The 19,297-nt window shown below is 67.3% G+C and carries 21 protein-coding genes and 1 pseudogene; 10 read left to right on the plus strand and 12 right to left on the minus strand.

Annotation, left to right across the window (positions count from 1 at the left end):
• Window positions 1-130: 130 nt before the first annotated feature.
• Window positions 131-1,051 (minus strand): annotated as a pseudogene (locus N6C22_RS09460) (alpha/beta fold hydrolase); the annotation flags it as partial.
• Window positions 1,052-1,599: 548 nt separating this feature from the next.
• Between N6C22_RS09460 and N6C22_RS09465 the strand changes: the two are divergent.
• The gene (locus N6C22_RS09465; protein ID WP_261650855.1) at window positions 1,600-2,187 is read left to right on the plus strand and encodes a helix-turn-helix domain-containing protein; all 588 of its coding nucleotides are present in this window, start codon (window positions 1,600-1,602) and stop codon (window positions 2,185-2,187) included.
• Between the two features lie 18 nt (window positions 2,188-2,205).
• Here N6C22_RS09465 and meaB read toward each other — a convergent pair whose 3' ends face one another.
• On the minus strand, window positions 2,206-3,264 hold the full coding sequence (gene meaB / locus N6C22_RS09470) for a methylmalonyl Co-A mutase-associated GTPase MeaB (protein ID WP_261650856.1): 1,059 nt from the start codon (window positions 3,262-3,264) through the stop codon (window positions 2,206-2,208).
• Window positions 3,261-3,677: a cobalamin B12-binding domain-containing protein gene (locus tag N6C22_RS09475; RefSeq protein ID WP_261650857.1), complete on the minus strand. Its 417-nt coding sequence runs from the start codon at window positions 3,675-3,677 to the stop codon at window positions 3,261-3,263. Before N6C22_RS09475 ends, meaB begins: the two co-directional genes overlap by 4 nt.
• A 183-nt stretch (window positions 3,678-3,860) precedes the next feature.
• On the opposite strand from N6C22_RS09475, the gene N6C22_RS09480 reads away from it, so the two are divergent.
• The 4 genes from N6C22_RS09480 to N6C22_RS09495 all read left to right on the plus strand — a co-directional run bounded on the left by N6C22_RS09480 (window position 3,861) and on the right by N6C22_RS09495 (window position 6,312).
• Window positions 3,861-4,463, plus strand: coding sequence for a DUF420 domain-containing protein (locus N6C22_RS09480; protein WP_261650858.1), 603 nt, complete (start codon window positions 3,861-3,863; stop codon window positions 4,461-4,463).
• A 94-nt stretch (window positions 4,464-4,557) separates the two neighbouring features.
• Entirely contained in the window at window positions 4,558-5,106 is a 549-nt protein-coding gene (locus N6C22_RS09485; protein ID WP_261650859.1) for a TlpA disulfide reductase family protein, read from the plus strand.
• Window positions 5,100-5,819 carry a cytochrome c biogenesis CcdA family protein gene (locus tag N6C22_RS09490; protein WP_261650860.1) on the plus strand — a complete coding sequence of 240 codons (720 nt, stop codon included), beginning with the start codon at window positions 5,100-5,102 and terminating at the stop codon, window positions 5,817-5,819. The genes N6C22_RS09485 and N6C22_RS09490 overlap by 7 nt, the downstream gene beginning before the upstream one ends.
• A gap of 43 nt (window positions 5,820-5,862) precedes the next feature.
• Window positions 5,863-6,312, plus strand: coding sequence for a hypothetical protein (locus N6C22_RS09495; protein ID WP_261650861.1), 450 nt, complete (start codon window positions 5,863-5,865; stop codon window positions 6,310-6,312).
• A gap of 15 nt (window positions 6,313-6,327) precedes the next feature.
• Here N6C22_RS09495 and N6C22_RS09500 read toward each other — a convergent pair whose 3' ends face one another.
• Both N6C22_RS09500 and N6C22_RS09505 read right to left on the minus strand, forming a co-directional pair.
• A complete protein-coding gene (locus N6C22_RS09500; protein ID WP_261650862.1) occupies window positions 6,328-7,278 on the minus strand; it encodes a YndJ family protein in 951 nt (316 codons plus the stop codon).
• Window positions 7,275-7,949 (minus strand): DUF4166 domain-containing protein, encoded by a 675-nt coding sequence (locus tag N6C22_RS09505; protein WP_261650863.1) that lies wholly within the window; start codon window positions 7,947-7,949, stop codon window positions 7,275-7,277. Before N6C22_RS09505 ends, N6C22_RS09500 begins: the two co-directional genes overlap by 4 nt.
• Before the next feature lie 181 nt (window positions 7,950-8,130).
• Here N6C22_RS09505 and N6C22_RS09510 point away from each other — a divergent pair, with 181 nt between their 5' ends.
• The 3 genes from N6C22_RS09510 (at window position 8,131) to nucS (ending at window position 12,361) form a co-directional block, all read left to right on the plus strand.
• On the plus strand, window positions 8,131-9,198 hold the full coding sequence (locus N6C22_RS09510) for a S1C family serine protease (RefSeq protein WP_261650864.1): 1,068 nt from the start codon (window positions 8,131-8,133) through the stop codon (window positions 9,196-9,198).
• A gap of 163 nt (window positions 9,199-9,361) precedes the next feature.
• Window positions 9,362-11,500, plus strand: coding sequence for a catalase/peroxidase HPI (gene katG, locus N6C22_RS09515; protein WP_261650865.1), 2,139 nt, complete (start codon window positions 9,362-9,364; stop codon window positions 11,498-11,500).
• 75 nt (window positions 11,501-11,575) lie between these two features.
• On the plus strand, window positions 11,576-12,361 hold the full coding sequence (gene nucS / locus N6C22_RS09520) for an endonuclease NucS (RefSeq protein WP_261650866.1): 786 nt from the start codon (window positions 11,576-11,578) through the stop codon (window positions 12,359-12,361).
• 4 nt (window positions 12,362-12,365) lie between these two features.
• Here nucS and N6C22_RS09525 read toward each other — a convergent pair whose 3' ends face one another.
• From N6C22_RS09525 to N6C22_RS09535, 3 genes are all read right to left on the minus strand, one after another.
• Window positions 12,366-13,139, minus strand: a complete 774-nt coding sequence (locus N6C22_RS09525; RefSeq protein ID WP_261650867.1) for an ABC transporter permease — start codon at window positions 13,137-13,139, stop codon at window positions 12,366-12,368.
• 76 nt (window positions 13,140-13,215) lie between these two features.
• Window positions 13,216-14,295 carry a TrmB family transcriptional regulator sugar-binding domain-containing protein gene (locus N6C22_RS09530; RefSeq protein WP_261650868.1) on the minus strand — a complete coding sequence of 360 codons (1,080 nt, stop codon included), beginning with the start codon at window positions 14,293-14,295 and terminating at the stop codon, window positions 13,216-13,218.
• Window positions 14,296-14,390: 95 nt separating this feature from the next.
• Window positions 14,391-15,323: an ABC transporter ATP-binding protein gene (locus N6C22_RS09535; RefSeq protein WP_261650869.1), complete on the minus strand. Its 933-nt coding sequence runs from the start codon at window positions 15,321-15,323 to the stop codon at window positions 14,391-14,393.
• Between the two features lie 94 nt (window positions 15,324-15,417).
• On the opposite strand from N6C22_RS09535, the gene N6C22_RS09540 reads away from it, so the two are divergent.
• Window positions 15,418-16,578, plus strand: a complete 1,161-nt coding sequence (locus N6C22_RS09540; RefSeq protein WP_261650870.1) for an NAD(P)/FAD-dependent oxidoreductase — start codon at window positions 15,418-15,420, stop codon at window positions 16,576-16,578.
• Between the two features lie 253 nt (window positions 16,579-16,831).
• The gene (locus N6C22_RS09545; RefSeq protein WP_261650871.1) at window positions 16,832-16,954 is read left to right on the plus strand and encodes a hypothetical protein; all 123 of its coding nucleotides are present in this window, start codon (window positions 16,832-16,834) and stop codon (window positions 16,952-16,954) included.
• Between the two features lie 99 nt (window positions 16,955-17,053).
• On the opposite strand, the gene N6C22_RS09550 is transcribed toward N6C22_RS09545, so the two are convergent.
• The 4 genes from N6C22_RS09550 to N6C22_RS09565 form a co-directional block, all read right to left on the minus strand.
• Window positions 17,054-17,434 (minus strand): hypothetical protein, encoded by a 381-nt coding sequence (locus N6C22_RS09550; protein ID WP_261650872.1) that lies wholly within the window; start codon window positions 17,432-17,434, stop codon window positions 17,054-17,056.
• Window positions 17,435-17,566: 132 nt separating this feature from the next.
• Window positions 17,567-17,851, minus strand: a complete 285-nt coding sequence (locus N6C22_RS09555) for a hypothetical protein (RefSeq protein ID WP_261650873.1) — start codon at window positions 17,849-17,851, stop codon at window positions 17,567-17,569.
• Window positions 17,844-18,695: a succinylglutamate desuccinylase/aspartoacylase family protein gene (locus tag N6C22_RS09560; protein WP_261650874.1), complete on the minus strand. Its 852-nt coding sequence runs from the start codon at window positions 18,693-18,695 to the stop codon at window positions 17,844-17,846. Before N6C22_RS09560 ends, N6C22_RS09555 begins: the two co-directional genes overlap by 8 nt.
• Window positions 18,696-18,777: 82 nt before the next feature.
• Window positions 18,778-19,182 (minus strand): helix-turn-helix domain-containing protein, encoded by a 405-nt coding sequence (locus N6C22_RS09565; RefSeq protein ID WP_261650875.1) that lies wholly within the window; start codon window positions 19,180-19,182, stop codon window positions 18,778-18,780.
• Between the last annotated feature and the right edge of the window lie 115 nt (window positions 19,183-19,297).

Consider the following 19,297-nt stretch of genomic DNA (forward strand, 5'->3'; position numbering starts at 1 on the left):
CGGCAGCGCGCTCGTTCTCGACCGTCACGCCGACGTCTCCGGGCCGGTCGTCACTCTCGCGGTCGCGCTGACGACGCTTCTCGAGACTCTGCTTGCGCTCCTCCTGGAAGGTCTCGGCCGAGATCTCCGGAAGGTCCTCGTCGATGGCCTCGACGAACTTGTCGGGGTGTTCGTCGTGGGGGACGAGCATCGCGTAGTCGATGACGACGAGCTTCGCGCCGGTCGCGTCGGCGAGGCGACGACCCTCCGCGAGCGGCGTGGTGTCGGCCTCACGGCCCCAGACCAGCGTCACGGGGGCGTCGACCTCGCCGAGCGCGGTCACGAGGTCCATATCGGCGTCGAGGTAGCCCGAGAGGAACGACGCGGGCGCGTATCGCGCGCCGGGCTGGTGGGTGGTCTGCCACTGGTACTCCTGCTTACTGTGGCTGTACCCGGCCATGTCGTAGTAGCCGTGGTCGGCACTGAAGTACTCCAGCGACGGGTTCGAGGCCATCGCATTGAACAGGGCGGTGCCGACGAGCGGGGCGCGCATGGCCGTGCGGACGAGGGGCTTGCGGCCGCCTGGCATGCTGGTCGTGGTGGGACAGACGAGGATGAGGCGTTCGACCTCGGTCTGCTTCGCTGCGCCCGTCGCGTAGGCACCCGAGAGCGAGGACGCGATGACCGTCGGGTTCTCGGTCACGTCACGGACGAAATCCGCCACGAAGTCGGTGTAGAGGTCGCTCGTGTACACCAGCGGGGGACGGTCCGACAGGCCGTAGCCCGGGAGATCGGGCGCGATGACGTGGTACGCCTTCGAGAGCGGCTCGAATATCTCGCGCCACTCGTGGCTCGTCCCGGCCGCGTTGATGCCGTGGAGGAACAGGAGGTCCGGGGCGTCGGGGTCGCCCGCCTCTGTGTAGGAGACGTCCATCCCACGCCAGCGGTAGGTGTGTTGCTCGCCCGGGAGGGGTGGTGCGAGCGGTTCCGCCCTGCGCGAGAGCACCGCGTTCGCCGCGGCGATGGCCCCGACGCCGACGCCTGCTGTTGCTACCGCCTTCTTGAGGTTCATACCAAGACTTCGTCGGCCTGTAACTTAATCTTGCCGACAGTTGTGGTGGACCCATCGCTGTCGGGTAGCTGCGCCGAAAGAGAGTTGTGGGTCGTCGATTCCGTCCGAACGAGTCCCGCTGGACCAGGCGTGCCGAATGGGGGTCGTATCCGACCACGCCGGTTCGGCCGAAAGGACGTTCGCGAGCAGGATGGTCCCGCCTGCGATACCAACGTTCTGGGGGGTGGGGTCGAACGGTGGAGCCTCACTACGACGACGTCGTCTGCCCGAATCACAGTCCTCGTCGAGCCGAGGTCAGTGAGGTACTACTCATTTGGTGGAGTGATAGCTTAACGCAGAAGCGGTAGTACTCCCGGCATTTATATATCAGGGTCAGCGGGGACTCCCGACTGCCTGTCCGGTACCGTACCCGAAATAAAGCACTTTCAAGAACAGGGAAACGGTTCATTGGCCACTGTCGACGACGAAGCGACATCAGGAAGATGCTAGTGCTGGAATTCAGTGTCCAGCTGCCGATGTTGCAACCCACGCGCGAGAGGGTCCCGGAGATGCAACTGCGGGTGGAACGGTTCGATGCGACAGACGAGCAGTGCGTCAGGGTGCTGTTCTGGGCGAGTGGTGGGGATTTCGATGCGTTCGAAGCCGCGCTGGCCGAGGACAAGACCGTCGCGACCCCGTCGCGCAGCACCGAGTTCGAGGACGGCCGGCTGTACCAGACCGAACTGCTCGGCGAGGGGCTGCGGACGAGCATCTATCCGACCATCGTCGACGTCGGCGGGGTCGTCTACGAGGTGTCGATAGAGCAGGAGACGTGGCGCTTCAGCGTCGGTTTCCCCGACCACCGCGCGTTCGAGCAGTTCTACGAGGTCTGTAATCGCAACGGGCTCACCCTCGACCTCCACCGCCGGTACGAACAGCGGGACATCGACGACAGCAGCAGGTTCGGCCTGACCGTCGCCCAGCGCGAAGTGCTGGAGGCGGCGCTCGCCACCGGGTATCTGGAGATTCCCCGGCAGAGCTCGCTTTCGGAGCTGGCGGACCACCTGGGTATCTCGGAGAACGCCGCTTCGGAACGGTTCCGGCGGGCGTCGAAACGGCTCATGGAGTCGACCATCAGGCCGCCAGTCAAGAACTGAAGCGGGCGGTCCTGCTCGCTATTCCTCGGAGAGGCAGGCCGCGATTGGCTCGATGACCTCGTCGGCCACGCTGTACGGGTCGGTCTCGCCCGCCATCACTCGGTCGACGATGTCCTCGACACCCCCGAGACCGTCGAGCTCCTGCTGGACCAGCCCCGCCGCGTCGTCACGGAGGAGTGTCCGTATCTCCTCGGCGATGCGCTGGCGTCGCTTTCGTTCCAGCTGGCCGGACTCGACCAGCCAGTCGTGGTGCTCGTCGAACGTCTCGATGAGTTCCTCGACGCCGGTCCCATCGGTGGCGACCGTCTCCAGAACGGGTGGGTCCCACGGCTCTACGTCGAGGCCCTCCTCGTCGTCGGTGCCCGGCATGTCGAGGTCGACCTCGGCGTCGTCGAAGTCGTGATGGCCGGCGTCGACCCGCATCGACCCCGAGCCCATGTGGACCATCTCGAGGAGCTCCTGGACGGTCCGGTTCGCGCCGTCCATGTCGGCCTTGTTCACGACGAACAGGTCGCCGATCTCGAGGATACCCGCCTTGAGCATCTGGACGTTATCGCCGGCACCCGGTGGGACGAGCACGCAGACGGTGTCTGCGGCCTGGACGATGTCTATCTCGTTCTGGCCGGCCCCGACGGTCTCGATGATGACCTTGTCCTTCCCGAAGGCGTCCATCGCCTTCACCGCGTCCGCGGTCGCGGTCGAGAGCCCGCCCAGGTTCCCGCGGGCACTCATCGACCGGAAGAACACGTCCATGTCGCCGACGTTCGACGCCATCCGGATGCGGTCGCCGAGGACGGCCCCGCCGGTGTAGGGCGAGGACGGGTCGATGGCGACGATTCCCACCGTATAGCCCTGCTCGCGGTAGCGACTCGCGAGTTTGTCCACGAGCGTGGACTTGCCCGCGCCCGGGCTGCCGGTGATGCCGATGACCTCGGCGTCGCCGGTGTGCTCGTACAGCGCGGAGACGAGGTCGCGGTAGCTCGGCTCGCGGTTCTCTATCTTCGTGATGGCCCGCGCGAGGGCGCGGTGCTTGCCCGCGAGGAGGTCGTCGAGCAGGTCGTCCGTGCTCGCGCTCATCGTTCCGGCGCGTTGTCCCGGACGAACTGGACCGTCTGCTCCATCTTGGTGCCCGGACCGAACACCTCGGCGACGCCCAGTTCCTTGAGGTGCGCCTTGTCGTCGTCGGGGATGACGCCGCCGACGAGGATGAGCGTGTCCTCGAAGGCGTCGTACTCTTTCAGCCCGTCGATGATCTTCGGGACGAGCGTGTTGTGTGCGCCAGAGAGGATGGAGATGCCGACGACGTCGACGTCCTCCTGGACGGCGGCCTGGACGATCTCGTCGGGTGCCTTGTGCAGCCCGGAGTAGATGACTTCGAACCCTGCGTCGCGGAAGGCCCGTGCGATGACGTGTGCGCCGCGGTCGTGGCCGTCCAATCCGACCTTGGCCACGAGGCAACGAATCGACCGCTGGGACTGGTCGGTGCTCATGCCTTCCCTTTCCCTTGCGGCAGGTTTTACTCTAACGGAAGGTCCGGGCCGCGAAGGCGTTCGTTTCTACAACCTGGGCTGAATTAGGGAAACGAAAGTGGGATTCTCGTCGGGGTTGGTACACGTCTCCGTCGGTGCCCGCAAGCGAAAGCGGTATTCCATCATCGTCCTAAGGCCTCGCCAATGAGTACCGCAGACGTCAGGGCGACGGTCCGTGAGAACGTCAGGGCGACGACCGTCGTGCTCACGGTCGTCGGCTACGCGCTCGTGCTCGGCACCTTCGCCGGGCTCGTCCCAATCTACCCCGACATCTCCCGTGAGATGACGAACCAGCTCTCACACGCCATCGCCGTCGTGAACACCTTCGCGACCGTCAGCCTCGCGCTCGGCTGGTACTGGATTCGCAACGACGAGGTCGACAAACATCGCAAGGCGATGCTGACCTCGTTCTCGCTCATCATCGTCTTCCTCGCGCTGTACCTCGTGAAGGTCGGCGGGGGCGGCGAGAAGGAGATCGTCGGCGCGACCGGTGTCGTCTACTGGGCCTACATCGCGATGCTCGCCATCCACATCCTGCTTTCCGTGGTGTCGGTCCCGGTCGTCCTCTACGCCCTCGTCCTCGGGCTGACCCACACCCCGAGCGAGTTGAAGCGCACCGCGCACGCGAAGGTCGGGCGCATCGCCGCCGGTGCGTGGATTCTCTCGCTCACGCTCGGCGTCGTCACCTACGTCATGCTGAACCACATCTACGACTACCGCTTCATGTTCGTCGGGCCGCTGTTCTGAGGTCGGCTCGCCTTCTCGGTTCCCCCATCGCTCGTGCGCGAGCCGCGCACACCCCGGTGGCGCTTTATTATCTCACCGGCCCTCCATGTCCGACATGGACTCGCTCTCCCGCAGGGATGCCCTCCGACTGGCAGGCCTCGGCACCGTTGGCCTCGCCGGCTGCCTCTCCGGCGGCGGTACAGACGACACTGGAACAGATGGCGGCGGCGGTAGCGACACCGCCTGGGAAGACACCGAACTCACGAACGTCCTCACCGGCGAGACCTTCACCGTCTCCCAGTTCGACAAGCCCGTCCTCGTCGAGACGTTCGCCGTCTGGTGCTCGAACTGCAAGCGCCAGCAGGACGAGCTGATAGAATTTCACGAGGCGGTCGGCGACGACGTGGTGAGCGTCGCGCTCAACATCGACCAGAACGAGGACGCCGAGAAGGTACGCAACCACGCAGAATCGCATGGTTACGACTGGTACTACGCCGTCTCCCCACCTGCGGTCACCCGGCAGATCGTCGACGAGTTCGGGACGTCGATGACCTCGCCACCCATCGTCCCGATGCTGTTGCGCTGCAGTGACGGCACGACGACCCGGCTGAAGGACGGCCACAAGGAGACCAGCTTCCTCCGCGAGAAAGCGAACGGATGCTAGCGCGGTTCGTCGAGGTGTTCGTCATCGGGTTCGCGACCCCGCTGACGGCGGCCTGTGCGCTGCCGCTCTACCCCGGATTCCTCGCGTATCTCTCCTCGCAGGGCGAGGAGACCGCGCTGCCCTCGGGCGTGCTCGCGGGCCTGGTCACCCTCGGCGTCATCGCGTTCATGGGCACCGTCGGCCTGCTGTTCTCGTTCCTGCTCGGGGAGTCGCTGACGACCGTGGTCGAACTCGTCTCCCCGGTCGCCTTCGGCGTGCTCGCCGTGTTGAGCGTCGCCCTGTTGTTCGACCTCGACCTCGCACACCGCTTGCCTACGAAGGAGCCGCCACAGACGAGCCACCCCGCCTCGACCGCCTTCGGGTACGGGTTCTTCTTCGGAGCCATCGTCTTGCCCTGTAATCCCGGCCTGCTGGCGCTCTTCTTTGCCCGCGCTCCGGTCCTGTTCGACACGCCGGTCGAGGGCTTCCTGGGCTTCCTGCTGTTCGGCATCGGGATGGGAACCCCGCTCCTGCTGTTCGGGCTGATCTCGCAGTCCGCCGGTCAGCGCGTCACCCGAACCCTCGCGAAACACAGTTCGGGCATCAACCGCGTCACGGGCGCGGTGATGCTGCTGGTCGCGAGCTACTACCTGCTCGTCGTGTTCGACGTGGCGGGCGTCTCCGGTATCGTGACCCCGTACTTCGACGCGGTGTTCGGGGCGTTCTCCGCGTAGGAGACGGAACAAGACATTTGCCGGTTCCCGGACAGGTCGACGTATGCGTCGACAGCCCTCCCTCCCCTACCTCGTCGCCACCGCCCTGGCCGGGGTGCTCGCCGTCGCCAGCGCCTGGCTCCCGTGGGTACGGAAGCTCCCGGTCGGCTACACCGACGGCCAGCCGTACTACACCAGCGAGTTCGTCGCCGGCATGGAGACCGGCTTCCGGGGAACCGACATGGTAATCCTCGGGCCGGTCATCGTCGCCCTCGTCGTGGTCGCCATCTCGACGGTCCGACGCTGGCGGCCCGACGTGGTGGTCGTCCTCGCCGGTGCGTTCGTCACCTTTGCCGGCTGGACCCGACTCCAGGAGTTCACCAGGGTCGACCGCTACGCCCCAGCGCCGGGCGTCTACCTCGCACTCGCCGCCGGGTTGGTCCTGCTAGCGACCGGCGGCAGCGCGTTCCTCCGCGGCTACGTCCAGCGACGACGAGACGGACGGACCACCTGATTGCTCGCCCGCGCCTCACCACTCTGGCACCGCCAGTCGCCACCCGACCAGCCCCAGCAACGCGAACCCGAACGCGTTCAGCGAGCCGTGGATCCGGACCATCGTCAGGATGCGCAGGCCAAGTACGTCGGCCCCGGCGTACACCGAGACGGCGTAGCCCAACGCGAGCGCCATCGACACCGGTAATGCAAGTGAAGACAGCGCGAGCAGGGCTCCTTGCGGCCGCTGACGGGTGGGGGCGACCTGCACGGTCACGAACCCGGCGAGGAGCGTCACCGCGAGGGTGAACGCCCCGACGGCGAGCACCTCGATCACGGGAGAGAACGAGATACCGAGCGCGATGAGGCCCGGGCCGACGAGCACGACCACCGCGGCCGTGTCGTACAGCGACGACTCAGTCTCCAGTGACCGGCCCACCAGTCCCGTCACGAGCGGGAGCGCGAACCCGGCGTAGTGGAAGTGGACCGCGGTGAGCCGGACGATGGTCGGGTCGAACCAGAACGTCAGCCCGAGGTGGAACAGGACGAGTGCGACCGCGCCGACCACCGAGTACGCCAGGCCGGCATCGACGAGGTTCTCCGGCACCGACGTGGCTCCCCGTTTCCGGACTCGGACGAGCGCGAGGGCCCCGAGCAGGCCGGTGACGAGCACCCAGGGCGACGCCAGCAGGGCTGCAGTCGGCCCGTTCACCGGCGCGACCAGTGAGGCGACGAACAGGGCCGCGCCGACCGGCTGGGCCGTGACCGCCAGCCCGTGGAGCCGTCCGGCGAAGCCGGGGAACGGCGGGGTCGCTGCCATGCCGATACCAAGTGGAACGAGTACCAGTGGGGCCAGCGCCAGCGCCCGGTCGATGGCGTCGAGGTCGCCGGCGAGGACGAGGGCCAGCCAGAGCACACCCCCGAGCAGGGCGCTCGCGTCGGACGGCGCGATGTTCAGTCTCCCGTTGCGCGTCCTAGCGGGACTCATACCGGTGGGAGCGTCGACAGACCACGGGACGGCCGGAGGTCGGCGGGGACCGTCTCCATCGGCTCCAGTGCCTGCGTGAATGCCCCGCGGTAGCTCAGGATGTGTCCCGCGAGCGTGTTCTCGACCGTCGCGGTCACGTGGAACTGTTCGTCGGTCTCGTCGTACCGGTCGCGAACCTCGACACTCGCCGCCATCGGGCCCGGCAGGGAGACGAACCGCGACCCGACGTTCAGCCACTGCTTCCCACCCTCGACCACCAGCGCCCCGTTCTCGACCCGGGGGTGGAGTTCCGAGGCGATGAGCCCGTCCGTGCCGAGGAAGTCGAGCAGGCGCTCGTTCTCGTGGTCCCAGACGGTGAGCGAGTCGAACCGGCGGCGCGTCCGGTCGAACTCGAACTCGCGGGCCGTGGTGAGCACCTCGTAGCCGGCGTCGTGCTCCCAGCCGACGGTCGTCACGGTGAACGGCACGTCCGACCCGGCCTCAGGAAAGAGGAGGTTCTGGGTCGTCATGGCGTACAGCACCGGCAGGGTGTGCGTGCCGCGGCTGATGTGCATCCGGCCCCGGCCCACGCAGGCAGTTCCCTCGTCCGGACCGATACCGTAGCGGTCGCGGACCATCGGATGGAGGTCGTCGGCCTCGTCGCCGAGGGCGTACTCGTAGACGCCGGTCATATGCGGGGCTTCTCGGCCCCGGGATATGATTGTTCGTCTGGACGAGTGGTTGATGAGAACCTGCTGTGTGGGACGAATGCCTGACGGGAACGTGCTGTCCACGGTCCCTGATTCGTGCTAACGCCTAGCTTATATCTGGTGGGGACTTACCACAGGTTAGTGCATCGGTCCTGCACGCCTCATGACAGCCCCTGATTCACCCTACGCAGGCCTGTACCGTCGGACCATCCCTGCGGTGGTCTCCATCTATCCGTCCTCGGGGGACGGGCTCACCGGGGCCGGTTCCGGGTTCGTCTACGACGAAGCCGGCCACATCGTCACGAACCACCACGTCGTCACCAGCAGCCGCGGCCGGAGCGCGAGCGAGCGCTGGGGCCGCGACGACGATGCCGACCGCCTCGAGGTCCGCTTCTCGCGCGGTGAGTGGCGAACCGCCTCGCTGGTCGGGTCGGACCCGGCGACCGACCTCGCAGTCCTGCGGGTCGAGAGCCTCCCGGCGTACGTCACGCCGCTGCGAGTCGCGGACGAGAACCCCGAACCGGGTATCCCGGTCGCGGCGCTCGGGAACCCGATGGGGCTCGATGGGACCATCTCGGCCGGCATCGTCTCCGGCGTCACCCGGTCGATGCCGACCCACGAGGGCTTCACCATCCCCGATACCGTCCAGACCGATGCGCCGATCAACCCCGGCAACTCGGGTGGTCCTCTCGTCACGCTCTCCGGTGAGGTCGTCGGCGTCAACCGCGCGAGACAGGGCGACAACATCGGGTTCGCCATCTCGCCGAAGCTCGTCCACCGCGTCGTCCCGGAACTCGTTTCGACCGGCGAGGTCGAACACGCGACCCTCCACGTCCGCACGATGGACGTCTCGCCCAGCGTCGCGGAGGCGAACGGGCTCGACGAACCGCGGGGTGTCCTCGTCGTCGAGGTCCGAGAGGGGCCGGCCAGTGGCGTCCTCGGTGGCTGCACCGATACGATGCTCATCAGGGGTCGAGAGGTCCCGGTCGGCGGTGACGTCATCACCGGTATCGACGGGCAGGAACTTCACGCGCACGAAGAACTCGTCCGCTACCTCATGACGGACGTCCGACCCGGCGACACCGTCGAGCTGACGGTCAGACGCCCTGCCGGGGAGACGACGGAGCGCCTCGTCGTGACGAACCGGACGAACTCACACGCGCCCGATGGCACCGACGACTGGGCGGACGAGGGCGACTCGGACGGTGGGACGCGGATACCGCTCGACTGAAAATCGCGGCCGGCGAGACGGATTCTCGCGCCGCCTGCGGCGTACAGCCCGTGATTCCACAGCGAACCGAAGTTCAGGATTTCAATAAAATTCTTGGACTGGGACCAAGACTTCATTTCCTAAGTAGACAATCTTAACATGGGACAGCAATAATTGCTGGACAATGACTGGGTCCAACCAGGACTGGTGGCCGAATCAGCTGAACCTGAACATACTCGACCAGAACGCGCAGTCGGTCGATCCGATGGGTGAAGAGTTCGACTACGGCGAGGCGTTCGAAGCGCTCGACCTCGATGCCGTGAAGTCGGATATCGAAGACGTGATGACGACATCGCAGGACTGGTGGCCGGCCGACTACGGCCACTACGGGCCGCTGTTCATCCGGATGGCGTGGCACAGCGCCGGGACGTACCGGACCAGCGACGGCCGCGGGGGCGCAGCCTCCGGCCAACAGCGCCTCGCACCGCTCAACAGCTGGCCGGACAACGCGAACCTCGACAAGGCACGCCGACTGCTCTGGCCGGTCAAGCAGAAGTACGGCCGTAACCTCTCGTGGGCCGACCTGATGATTCTCGCCGGGAACGTCGCCATCGAGTCGATGGGCGGCAAGACGTTCGGCTTCGCCGGCGGCCGCGAGGACGCCTACCAGCCCGACGAGTCCGTCGACTGGGGTCCCGAGAGCGAGTTCGAGGCGTCCGAGCGCTTCGACGAAGACGGCGAACTCCAGGAGGGTCTCGGCGCGACCGTCATGGGCCTCATCTACGTGAACCCGGAGGGCCCGGACGGGAATCCGGACCCGGAAGCATCCGCGAAGAACATCCGCGAGTCGTTCAGCCGCATGGCGATGAACGACAAGGAGACCGCCGCACTCATCGCCGGAGGGCACACGTTCGGGAAGGTCCACGGTGCTGACTCCGGGGACAACCTCGGTCCCGAGCCGGAAGCGGCCCCCATCGAGAAGCAGGGCCTCGGCTGGGAGAACGAGTACGGCTCCGGCAAGGGCGGCGACACCATCACCAGCGGTATCGAGGGCCCGTGGACGCAGGCACCCATCGACTGGGACCTCGGCTACATCGACAACCTCCTCGACTACGAGTGGGAGCCCGAGAAGGGCCCCGGCGGTGCGTGGCAGTGGACGCCGAAGGACGAGGAACTGAAAGACAGCGTGCCGGACGCACACGACGAGTCCGAGACGGTGACGCCGATGATGCTCACCACGGACATCGCGCTGAAGCGCGACCCCGACTACCGGGAGATCATCGAGGGCTTCCAGGAGAACCCGATGGACTTCGGTATCTCCTTCGCGAAGGCCTGGTACAAGCTCACCCACCGTGACATGGGCCCGCCGACCCGGTTCCGCGGCCCGGAGGTTCCGGACGAGGAGATGCTGTGGCAGGACCCGCTTCCCGAAGCGGACTACGACCTCGTCGGCGACGCGGAGGTCGCCGAGCTCAAGGCGGAGATCCTCGACTCGGACCTGTCCGTCTCCCAGCTGGCCCGGACCGCCTGGGCGGCAGCCTCGACGTACCGCGACAGCGACAAGCGCGGGGGCGTCAACGGGGCCCGCATCCGGCTGAACCCCCAGAAGGACTGGGAGGTCAACCAGCCCGAGGCGCTGGAGACCGTGCTGGCCACCCTCGAAGGTATCCAGGAGGACTTCAACAGCTCGCGCTCCGACGACGTGCAGGTCTCGCTCGCCGACCTCATCGTGCTGGGCGGGAACGCGGCTGTCGAGGAGGCAGCGGCGGACGCCGGCTACGACGTGGAGGTTCCGTTCGAGCCGGGCCGCGTCGACGCCTCGCAGGACCAGACCGACGTCGAGTCGTTCGAGGCGCTCAAGCCGAAGGCCGACGGCTTCCGGAACTACCTCGCGGACGACGCCGAGCGCCCGGCCGAGGAACTGCTGGTCGACAAGGCGGAGCTGCTGAACCTGACCGCGCCCGAGATGACGGTTCTCGTCGGTGGCATGCGCGCCCTCGACGCGAACTACGACGACTCCGACCGCGGCGTGTTCACGGAGCAGCCGGAGACGCTGACCAACGACTTCTTCGTGAACCTGCTCAGCATGGACTACGAGTGGGAGCCGGTCTCCGACGACGAGTACGTGTTCGAGGTCCGCGACCGCGACACCAGCGAAGTCGAGTGGGAGGGCACCCGCTTCGACCTCGTCTTCGGGTCGAACTCCCGCCTGCGCGCCATCGCGGACGTCTACGGCGCGGACGACGCCGAGGAGAAGTTCGTCGAGGACTTCGTCGACGCGTGGTCGAAGGTCATGCGTAACGACCGCTTCGACCTCGAGTAAGCTGCACTGTCGCTCGGCCGCGTGCCGACCGCGAACCGACCACCTTTTTCGTGCTCAGGCGGGAACCCGAGAGCCATGACGACGGAACGACACCACGCGCCCGACGCCGAGACCGTCGAGCGCGTCGTCCGCGAGGGCCTCCGAGACGGGGCGATGATCTCTGTGCTGGCCGAGTGCGAGGTCGAGTACGACGGTCGCAGTGGCGGCTACCTCGGGCCCGGCGACCGCATGGTGGTCTGTAAACCCGACGGCACCCTGCTCGTGCACCGGCCCTCCGGGCACAAGCCGGTGAACTGGATGCCGGGTGGCGCGACCATCAAGGTCGAGTTCGACGAGAGCGACGACGCGGACGATGATGCGGCAGGCGCACCCCTGCTGTACGCCCGCCGGTCGAACCCGAACGAGTACCTTCGGGTGTACCTCCACGACCCGTACCTGCTCACCAGATTCGACGCCGACGACCCCGTCGAGTACCAGGAGCGCGGGACCGAGGCCGAGATGCACGAGTACATCGAGCGCAACCCGGAGACCGCACTGGAGCCGGGTATCAGAATCGTCGAACACGAACGCGAGACCAAGTACGGCTTCATCGACTTCTTCGCGAAGGACCAGGAGGGAGTTCCGGTCGTCGTCGAGGTCAAGCGTCGGCAGGCGACGCTCAACAACTTCGACCAGCTCAAGCGCTACATCGAGCTGTACCGCGAGTCGAACCCCGAGGTCAGGGGCATGCTCGTCGCGCCCTCGGCCAGCGACCGGGTGAAGCGCGCGCTCCGGGACAACGGCATGGAGTTCGTACGCCTCGCGGAGTTCGACGTGGAGACGCGAGAGGCGAGCGAGAAGACGCTCTCTGACTTCTTCTGAGCCGTCAATCCGTCTGCGGAATCATGGTCGCTCCCAGCGCGAAGAAGACGACCGCGAGCACCGCGAGCACCGCCAGCGACTGGGTGGCGTCGAGGCCGAGCACGACCGTGCCCGACTCCGCGCCCGACCAGATGGCCTGGCGAAGGCCGTGGGCGAAGTACGTCAGCGGTGAGAGCGCGACGAGAGGGTGGAACCACTCGGGTAGCATGCTCGGCGGGACGAACGTCTCAGAGAGAAAGAGGAGTGGAAGCCCGATGGCGTTCGCCGCCGTGATGGCACCGTCCTGCGAGTCCGCGAAGCTCCCGAGCAAGGAGCCGACGCCACAGAAGCAGATCACGCCCAGCGGGACGAACGCGAAGATGAGCGGCGAGAACGTGACCGACGCGCCCGTCAGCAGCACGGTCAGGACGAGCAGGACGAAGCCGGCGATGGCGATGATGACCGTGTTCACGAGGGTGTGCGCGGCCAGCCACTCCGCCCGCGAGAGCGGGGTCGTCGCGAGCTTCTCGAACCGGCTCCCCTCGCGGTGGCGGGCCACCTCCGAGCCCATCCGCGAGAGTGGTGTCTGGAGGACGACCACCGCGAGGTAGCCCGGCACGTAGTACGCCGGGTCCTCGGCGAACAGCCCCCCGCCGGTCGGGTTCGTCTGGACCAGCGCACCGAAGATGCCGATGAGCAGGACCGGGAAGAAGAACGTGAAGAACACTGCCACGCGGCGGCGCAGGAACGAGTGCCACGCCGCGACGAACTCCGAGCGGACGCGTCTCACCGTCGTCATGTGTCCCGCTCGGGCGTGGACCTGCTAAGGCGCGTCGGTTTCGTCGCGGCGAGTGAGCGACTGGACCCCGGTCAGGTCACTCGGCGGCTTCGAGGCGAACGGACCGGGCCTCGAAGTCCTCGATGAACGCACCGGGACCACCGATGGAGACCTCGGTGACCTCGCCCTCCTCGTCCTCGACTTCGAGGACCAGGGAGTTCTCGACCGCGATGGAGCTCTTGACGACGGGCTTGACGAGGGTCTGGTGGACCTCGACGACGCGCCCCCGGATGGTCTCGACCTCGCCGTCGCCCGGGACCGGCACCGCTTCGACCGTGGCGACGAGGTCGATTCCCTCGTTGCGGTAGCGCGTGGCCGCGAAGACGGCGTGGCGGAAGCCCTGGTAGGTGACCGGCAGGGGTTCGGGGTCGGCGACCGCGGCCTCCTCGGCGACCGGCCAGTAGTTGCCGAAGAACGAGCCGACGAGGATGGGGACGAGCTGTTCCTGGGCGATGGCGACGGCCTGCTCGCCGGTGTTCGACCGGGCGAGGAGGTCGTACGGGGCGAACACGCCGAGGCGGGTGTCGACGGTGAAGAGGACCGGGGCGCGCTCCTCCCAGACGCGGACGACGCTCGCGACCGGCTCGTCGCCCTCGGTGAACTCGGTCGCACCGGATTCGGAGCCGGTGAGGATGAGGAAGACGAGGACGTCACGCGAGACGGTCTCGCGGAGTTCGTCCTCGATCTCGGGCAGGACGCTCGCCGGGATGGAGAGCGTCACCTCGTCGGTGGCCGTCGAGAGGAACTCACGGATGCGCTTCAGCACGGTCGCGCGGGCCTTGATGACCTCGAACTCGCGTTGCTCCTCGGTGACGCGGTTCCAGCGCTCTGCGAGGTCGGGGCCGAGCGAGCGCAACTCGGTGGTGAGGCGCTCGATGACCTCCTCCGGGGGATTGGCCCGGATGAGCGTCGGGACGGCGTGGTCGTTCACCTCGACGAAGCCACGGCCTTCCAGTTTCTCACTCACGCTGTAGACGTAGCGCTTCGAGACGCCGGCGTCCTGGGCGATGGTGCTCGCCTTCGCCTCGCCGTGGTCGAGGATGGTGAGGTACGTGTCGATCTCTTTCTCGGAGAGGCCGAGTCGTTCCAACCGGTCGGTCAGGGTCCTGTCGTCCATTGTATCGTGCTCACGTGGTTCGTACGCGAAAACATGACCGTACCTGCCTTACCCCTTTCGTGACGTGCCGACAGGTGTCACCCTGCGCCGGCGACTCAATCGGCGGTCGATTCCACCGGAACCGCCTCGCGGCCCTCGAAGGCTTCGCCCGTCAGCGAGAGGTAGACGTCTTCGAGGTCGGGTTCCGCCCAGGCGAGTTCGGTGTAGGAGGTGCCCGCCTCGTCCAGTGCCGCGACCACGTCGCCGATGGCCTGCGGGTCGACCCCGTCGAGGATGACCCGGTTGCCGGTCGTCCGGGTGGCCCAGTCCGCGAGCGCGTCGGCTGCGGCCTCGACGTCGCCATCGACCGTGACGGTGACCCCGCGGTCCCCGCCGTGGGCCCGGACCAGTTCCTGCGGCGTCCCGACGGCGGCGAGTTCCCCGCCCGAGAGGAGTCCGACCCGGTCGGCGAGGCGCTCGGCCTCGGCCATGTCGTGGGTCGTCAGGAAGACGGTCGTCCCGCCCGCGGCGAGCGTCTCGATGCGGTCCCAGAGGGTCCGTCGGCCCGCCGGGTCGATACCGGTCGTCGGCTCGTCCAGGAAGAGCACGTCCGGGTCGTTCACGAGCGTCGCACCGAGACAGACCCGGCGCTGCTGGCCGCCCGAGAGGTTCTCGTACCAGGTGTCGGCCGACTCTTCGACGCCGACCTCGGCCAGTATCTCGTCGACGTCCCGTGGGTCGTCGTACAGGCCGGCGTAGTAGGAGACGACCTCGCGCGCCGAGAGCCGGGCCGGCGGCGAGAACGACTGCGGGAGCACCCCGAGGCGTTCTTTCGAGACCGCGGCCGGCGAGGACCCGAGCAGCTGGGCGGTCCCGGTGTCGGGTTCGACCGTCCCGGTGAGCGCGCGAACCAGCGTCGTCTTGCCAGCGCCGTTGGGGCCGATGAGCGCGAACACGTCGGCTTCGTCGACGGCGAACGAGACCCCGTCGAGTGCCACCGTCTCGTCGTACGCCTTCCGGAGGCCGTCGGCGACGATTGCGTCGGTCATGGGGGTGCGTTGGCCGCCCGGCGATAAGAAAGCTCGATTTCTCCCGGTACCCGCCAGCCGACCAACTAAGCAGACGGAACCCGTAGACGCGGGCATGAAGGTCGCCGTACTCGGTGCCGGCTACGCCGGTGTCACCCTCACGAAGCGCCTGGAGAAGTCGTTGCCGGACGACGTCGAGCTCGTCCTCGTCGACGACACCGGGGTCCACCTCATCCAGCACGAGCTGCACCGGGTGGTCCGCCGGCCCGCCGTCACCGACGCCATCACCGTCCCGCTCTCGGACGTCATCGACCGGGCCACACTGCGCGTCGGCCGCGTCACAGAGGTCGACACCGACGCCCGAACCGTCTTCTTCGCGGACGACACGCGACTGGAGTACGACGTGGCCGCGGTCTGTCTCGGCGCGGAGACCGCGTTCTACGACCTGCCCGGGGTCGAGGCACACGCCACGCCACTCAAGCGACTCGAAGACGCGAACGAGATCCGGGCGGACTTCTTCGACGTGCTGGAGTCGGAGGGTGACGGCCAGGTGGTCGTCGGCGGGGCGGGCCTCTCCGGCATCCAGGTTGCCGGCGAACTCGCAGAACTCGCCGACGAGGAGGACGGCGACGTGACGGTGACACTGCTCGAACAGCTCGACAGCGTCGCCCCGTCGTTCCCGGAGAACTTCCAGAACGCGGTCCACGACGCGCTGGTCGCCCGCGGCGTCCACGTCCGGACCGGTGCGACGGTGACCGAGGCAACCGACGACGAGGTGCGACTGGCCGGGGCTGACCCCATCGCGTACGACCAGCTAATCTGGACCGGTGGCATCCGCGGCCCGGACGCGCTCCACGGCGAGCGTCCGGTCGTCCGGAGCAACCTGCAACTCGACGGCACGACGTTCGTGGTCGGCGACGCCGCGAAGGTGGTCGACGACGCCGGGGCTGCCGTCCCGGCCAGCGCGCAGTCGGCCATCCGGGAGGCGAAGGTCACCGGGAAGAACGTCGAACGCCTCGTCTCGCACCTGCGCGACGGCGACTCGAGCGACTTCCAGCCGCGATTCGAGCGGTACACGTTCGAGTCGCCGGGCTGGCTCGTCACGGTCGGGAACGGCGCGGTCGCACAGGTCGGGCCGAGCGTCTTCACGGGGCGCGCGGCGCTGACGCTGAAGACGACCGTCGGGGCGGGCTATCTCTCCTCGGTCGGTGCCATCGAGGAGGCTGTCGACCTCGTGAACGAGGAACTCGGCATCTCGCCCCACGAGGAGCCGTAGCCGAACTCGCCGTTCGACGGTTCACGGGACCGGTGAGGGCGGGGCTCGGACAGCGCTGACCCCTCAGTGGGATGGGTGGTCCTAACGGGTCGTTCGGGGTTCTAAGGGGTCGTTTACCAGCACCGAACCGTGGTCTCGCCATGCGAAGTGACCCACCCGGGAGCGAGTACGTAGCACATAACTTTTACCAGATGTGCCCTCTGTTATCACGTCGCAATCCATCGGTCCCGGCGATTGCGTAACTGGGGGGAGTATGAAGCAGCAACAGAGCAAATGCAAACTGGTGTACTGTACGAACGGGTGGGTGGAGATCAAGGAACTGGGTCGCAAGGACGCGTGGATCGCAACCGACACACCCGTCCCCATCCTCGAGTAGCGACCCGCTTGGGAGCGTTCCGACGCGGTCCCACGGGGAGTCTCGGCCGACCGTGACGCGACGGACCGCACGAAAAGTGACCGGGCGAAGACTGCTTTTCTAGCTGTACGACAGGCCTCGCTCCGCCGCGCCGATCAGGAACAGCGCGAACAGAGCGACGACGAGCCACTGACCGGTCTGCGTCGAGAGCGCGTCTGCGAACGCACCGAGCAGGTCTGCACCGAACGCCTGGCCGAGCGAGAACAACAGCAGGACGACCCCGATCATGGCGAGGCCGAAGCGGACCGCCGTGGTCGCCAGGTAGTTCCGCAGTCCCGAGCCCTGGCGTCGACCGCCCTGGGCCTGGGCGTGCTGGCTCTGGCGCTGCTGGTTCTGCTGGGCCGGCTGCTGTGCGGACTGTTCGTTCTGCGGCTGACCGCCGTTGCCACGCGCGGACCCGTCGCCCGTCGCGTGGTCGTCTCCGCGTTGGTCTCGGGGCATAGGGTATCGACCCCAGCAGTGGATACGGCGGGTGGGTGCCTAACTGGCCACCCAAGGTAGCAAGGCGAGATTCGGATTTTAACGGTATCGAGACTGTCGATATCGGCAGAATAGTCCGAACTTGAATCGTCCTCAGTCCGCGCCCAGTCCGGAGCGAAGCGCCCGGTAGAGGCCGCCGAAGACGACCGAGAGCGCGTACGAACCAACGACGAAGGGGCCCCAGTAGACCCAGAGTTCGAACTGCGGTGCGATGCGGTTCCCGATGGCGCTCCCGATGGTCAAGACGAGGTAGCCCGGCAGCGCCAGCGGGTTGTGGTAGCCGTACTTCAGCAGGACGACGGGGAACACGAGCAGCGAGAACACCGCGGTGACGGCCCTGCCGGCGAACCAGCGCTGGAGGGCTGACGACTCAGACATCGTTCTCACCCCCGGTCGCTGCGGCGACACGCCCGGCGCTCGTCGAGGGTTGGCGCTCGATGCCGTGCTTCGCGAGCAGGTGTTCGGCCGCCGCGGTCGTCCAGTCGACCCGCGTCTGCAGGTCGGTGATGAACGTGGTGGTCTCGACGATGTACGCCGGCGTCCCGAGGTCGTCACCGACCTTGTGCCCGAGGAGCGGGGCGGACCCGTCCATGTCACCGCCGGTGGTGAACCTGTGCAGTGGCATCGACCACGGTATCTCCGCGTCGTTGAGGAAGGAGCAGGTCGCCTCGGCGTGCGCTGTCGCGTCCCCGGCGGCGGTTGGGAAGATAGCCTGGCCGACGTTGCGCGGGTGTATCCGGTAGATGCCGCGGGACCGGTGGAGGTCGAGGACCACGTCTGGCTCGGTCTCCTCGACCAGGGACCAGATGGCCCTCGCGAGCCGCGTCTCGGGCTCGCCCGTCGGTGTGAACTTCCGGTTGAGGTCGCCGTTGTCGTTCTCTCGTGTCCCCCGGCGAATCGCCGGCACGTTGGCCCGGGGGAGGACGACGACCGTCCCGGCGTCGAACGACCACTCGGCGACCGCCTCGGCGGCCCGGTACCCGCTGCGTTCGTCGCCGTGGAGGCCACCGACGACGAGTGCGGTCGGCCCGGCCTGGTCGGCGTCGATGGTCACGACCGGCGTCTGGTACGTCGTTCCGGGGAGGAGGGACTCGCGGGTCCGGTCGTCGGGTGGTGTCCCGGCGGTGACTGTCGACTCGTCATTGTCCGTGAACAGTCCGACCCCGACCGTGGTGGCGGCGAGGCCGGCGAGGGACCGTCGCAGGAACGTCCGTCGTTTCATCGGTCGAGACCAGCGGGTCCACGGTGAAGATTATGTTCTGGATAACGAGCGGGATGGTCCTCGAGACGGACGGCGACTGTCGCTACTCGGCGTCGGTCGGGGTGCCGCCGTCGGTCTCGAGTTTCTCCGGTGCGGTCTCCTCTACGTCGTCGGTGTCCGTCGTCGTGATCCACTCGTCGGCCCACTCGCCGATGGCGTCGAACACCGGGCAGAGGGACTCGCCCTTCTCCGTCAGCGAGTAGAACGTCGCGACCGGGGCGTCCTCCTCCAGGCGGCGGTCGACGAACCCCATCTCCTGCAGGTCGTCGAGCACCCGCGAGAGCGTGCGCGAACTCGCGTCGGTGGAGCGCTTGAGCTCGTTGAATCGCTTCTCGCCGTCTTGCAGGTCGTGGAGGACGACGAGTCGCCACTGCGAGCCGATCTGTTCGAGGGAGTCGATGACGGGGCAGGCCGCCGCGTTGGGATTGTCGTTCGAGGACGTTGCCATTACACCGTGGAAGGCCCCCGTCCCACTTAGAGGTTCGTATCCGAACCAGCTAACATTGCAGAACTGGTTTGACAGGTTCCACTCGATGGCTGGCGGTCACCTCCGGACCCCGACC

The sequence above is a fragment of the Haloarchaeobius sp. HME9146 genome (genome assembly GCF_025399835.1).
Taxonomy (GTDB): domain Archaea; phylum Halobacteriota; class Halobacteria; order Halobacteriales; family Natrialbaceae; genus Haloarchaeobius.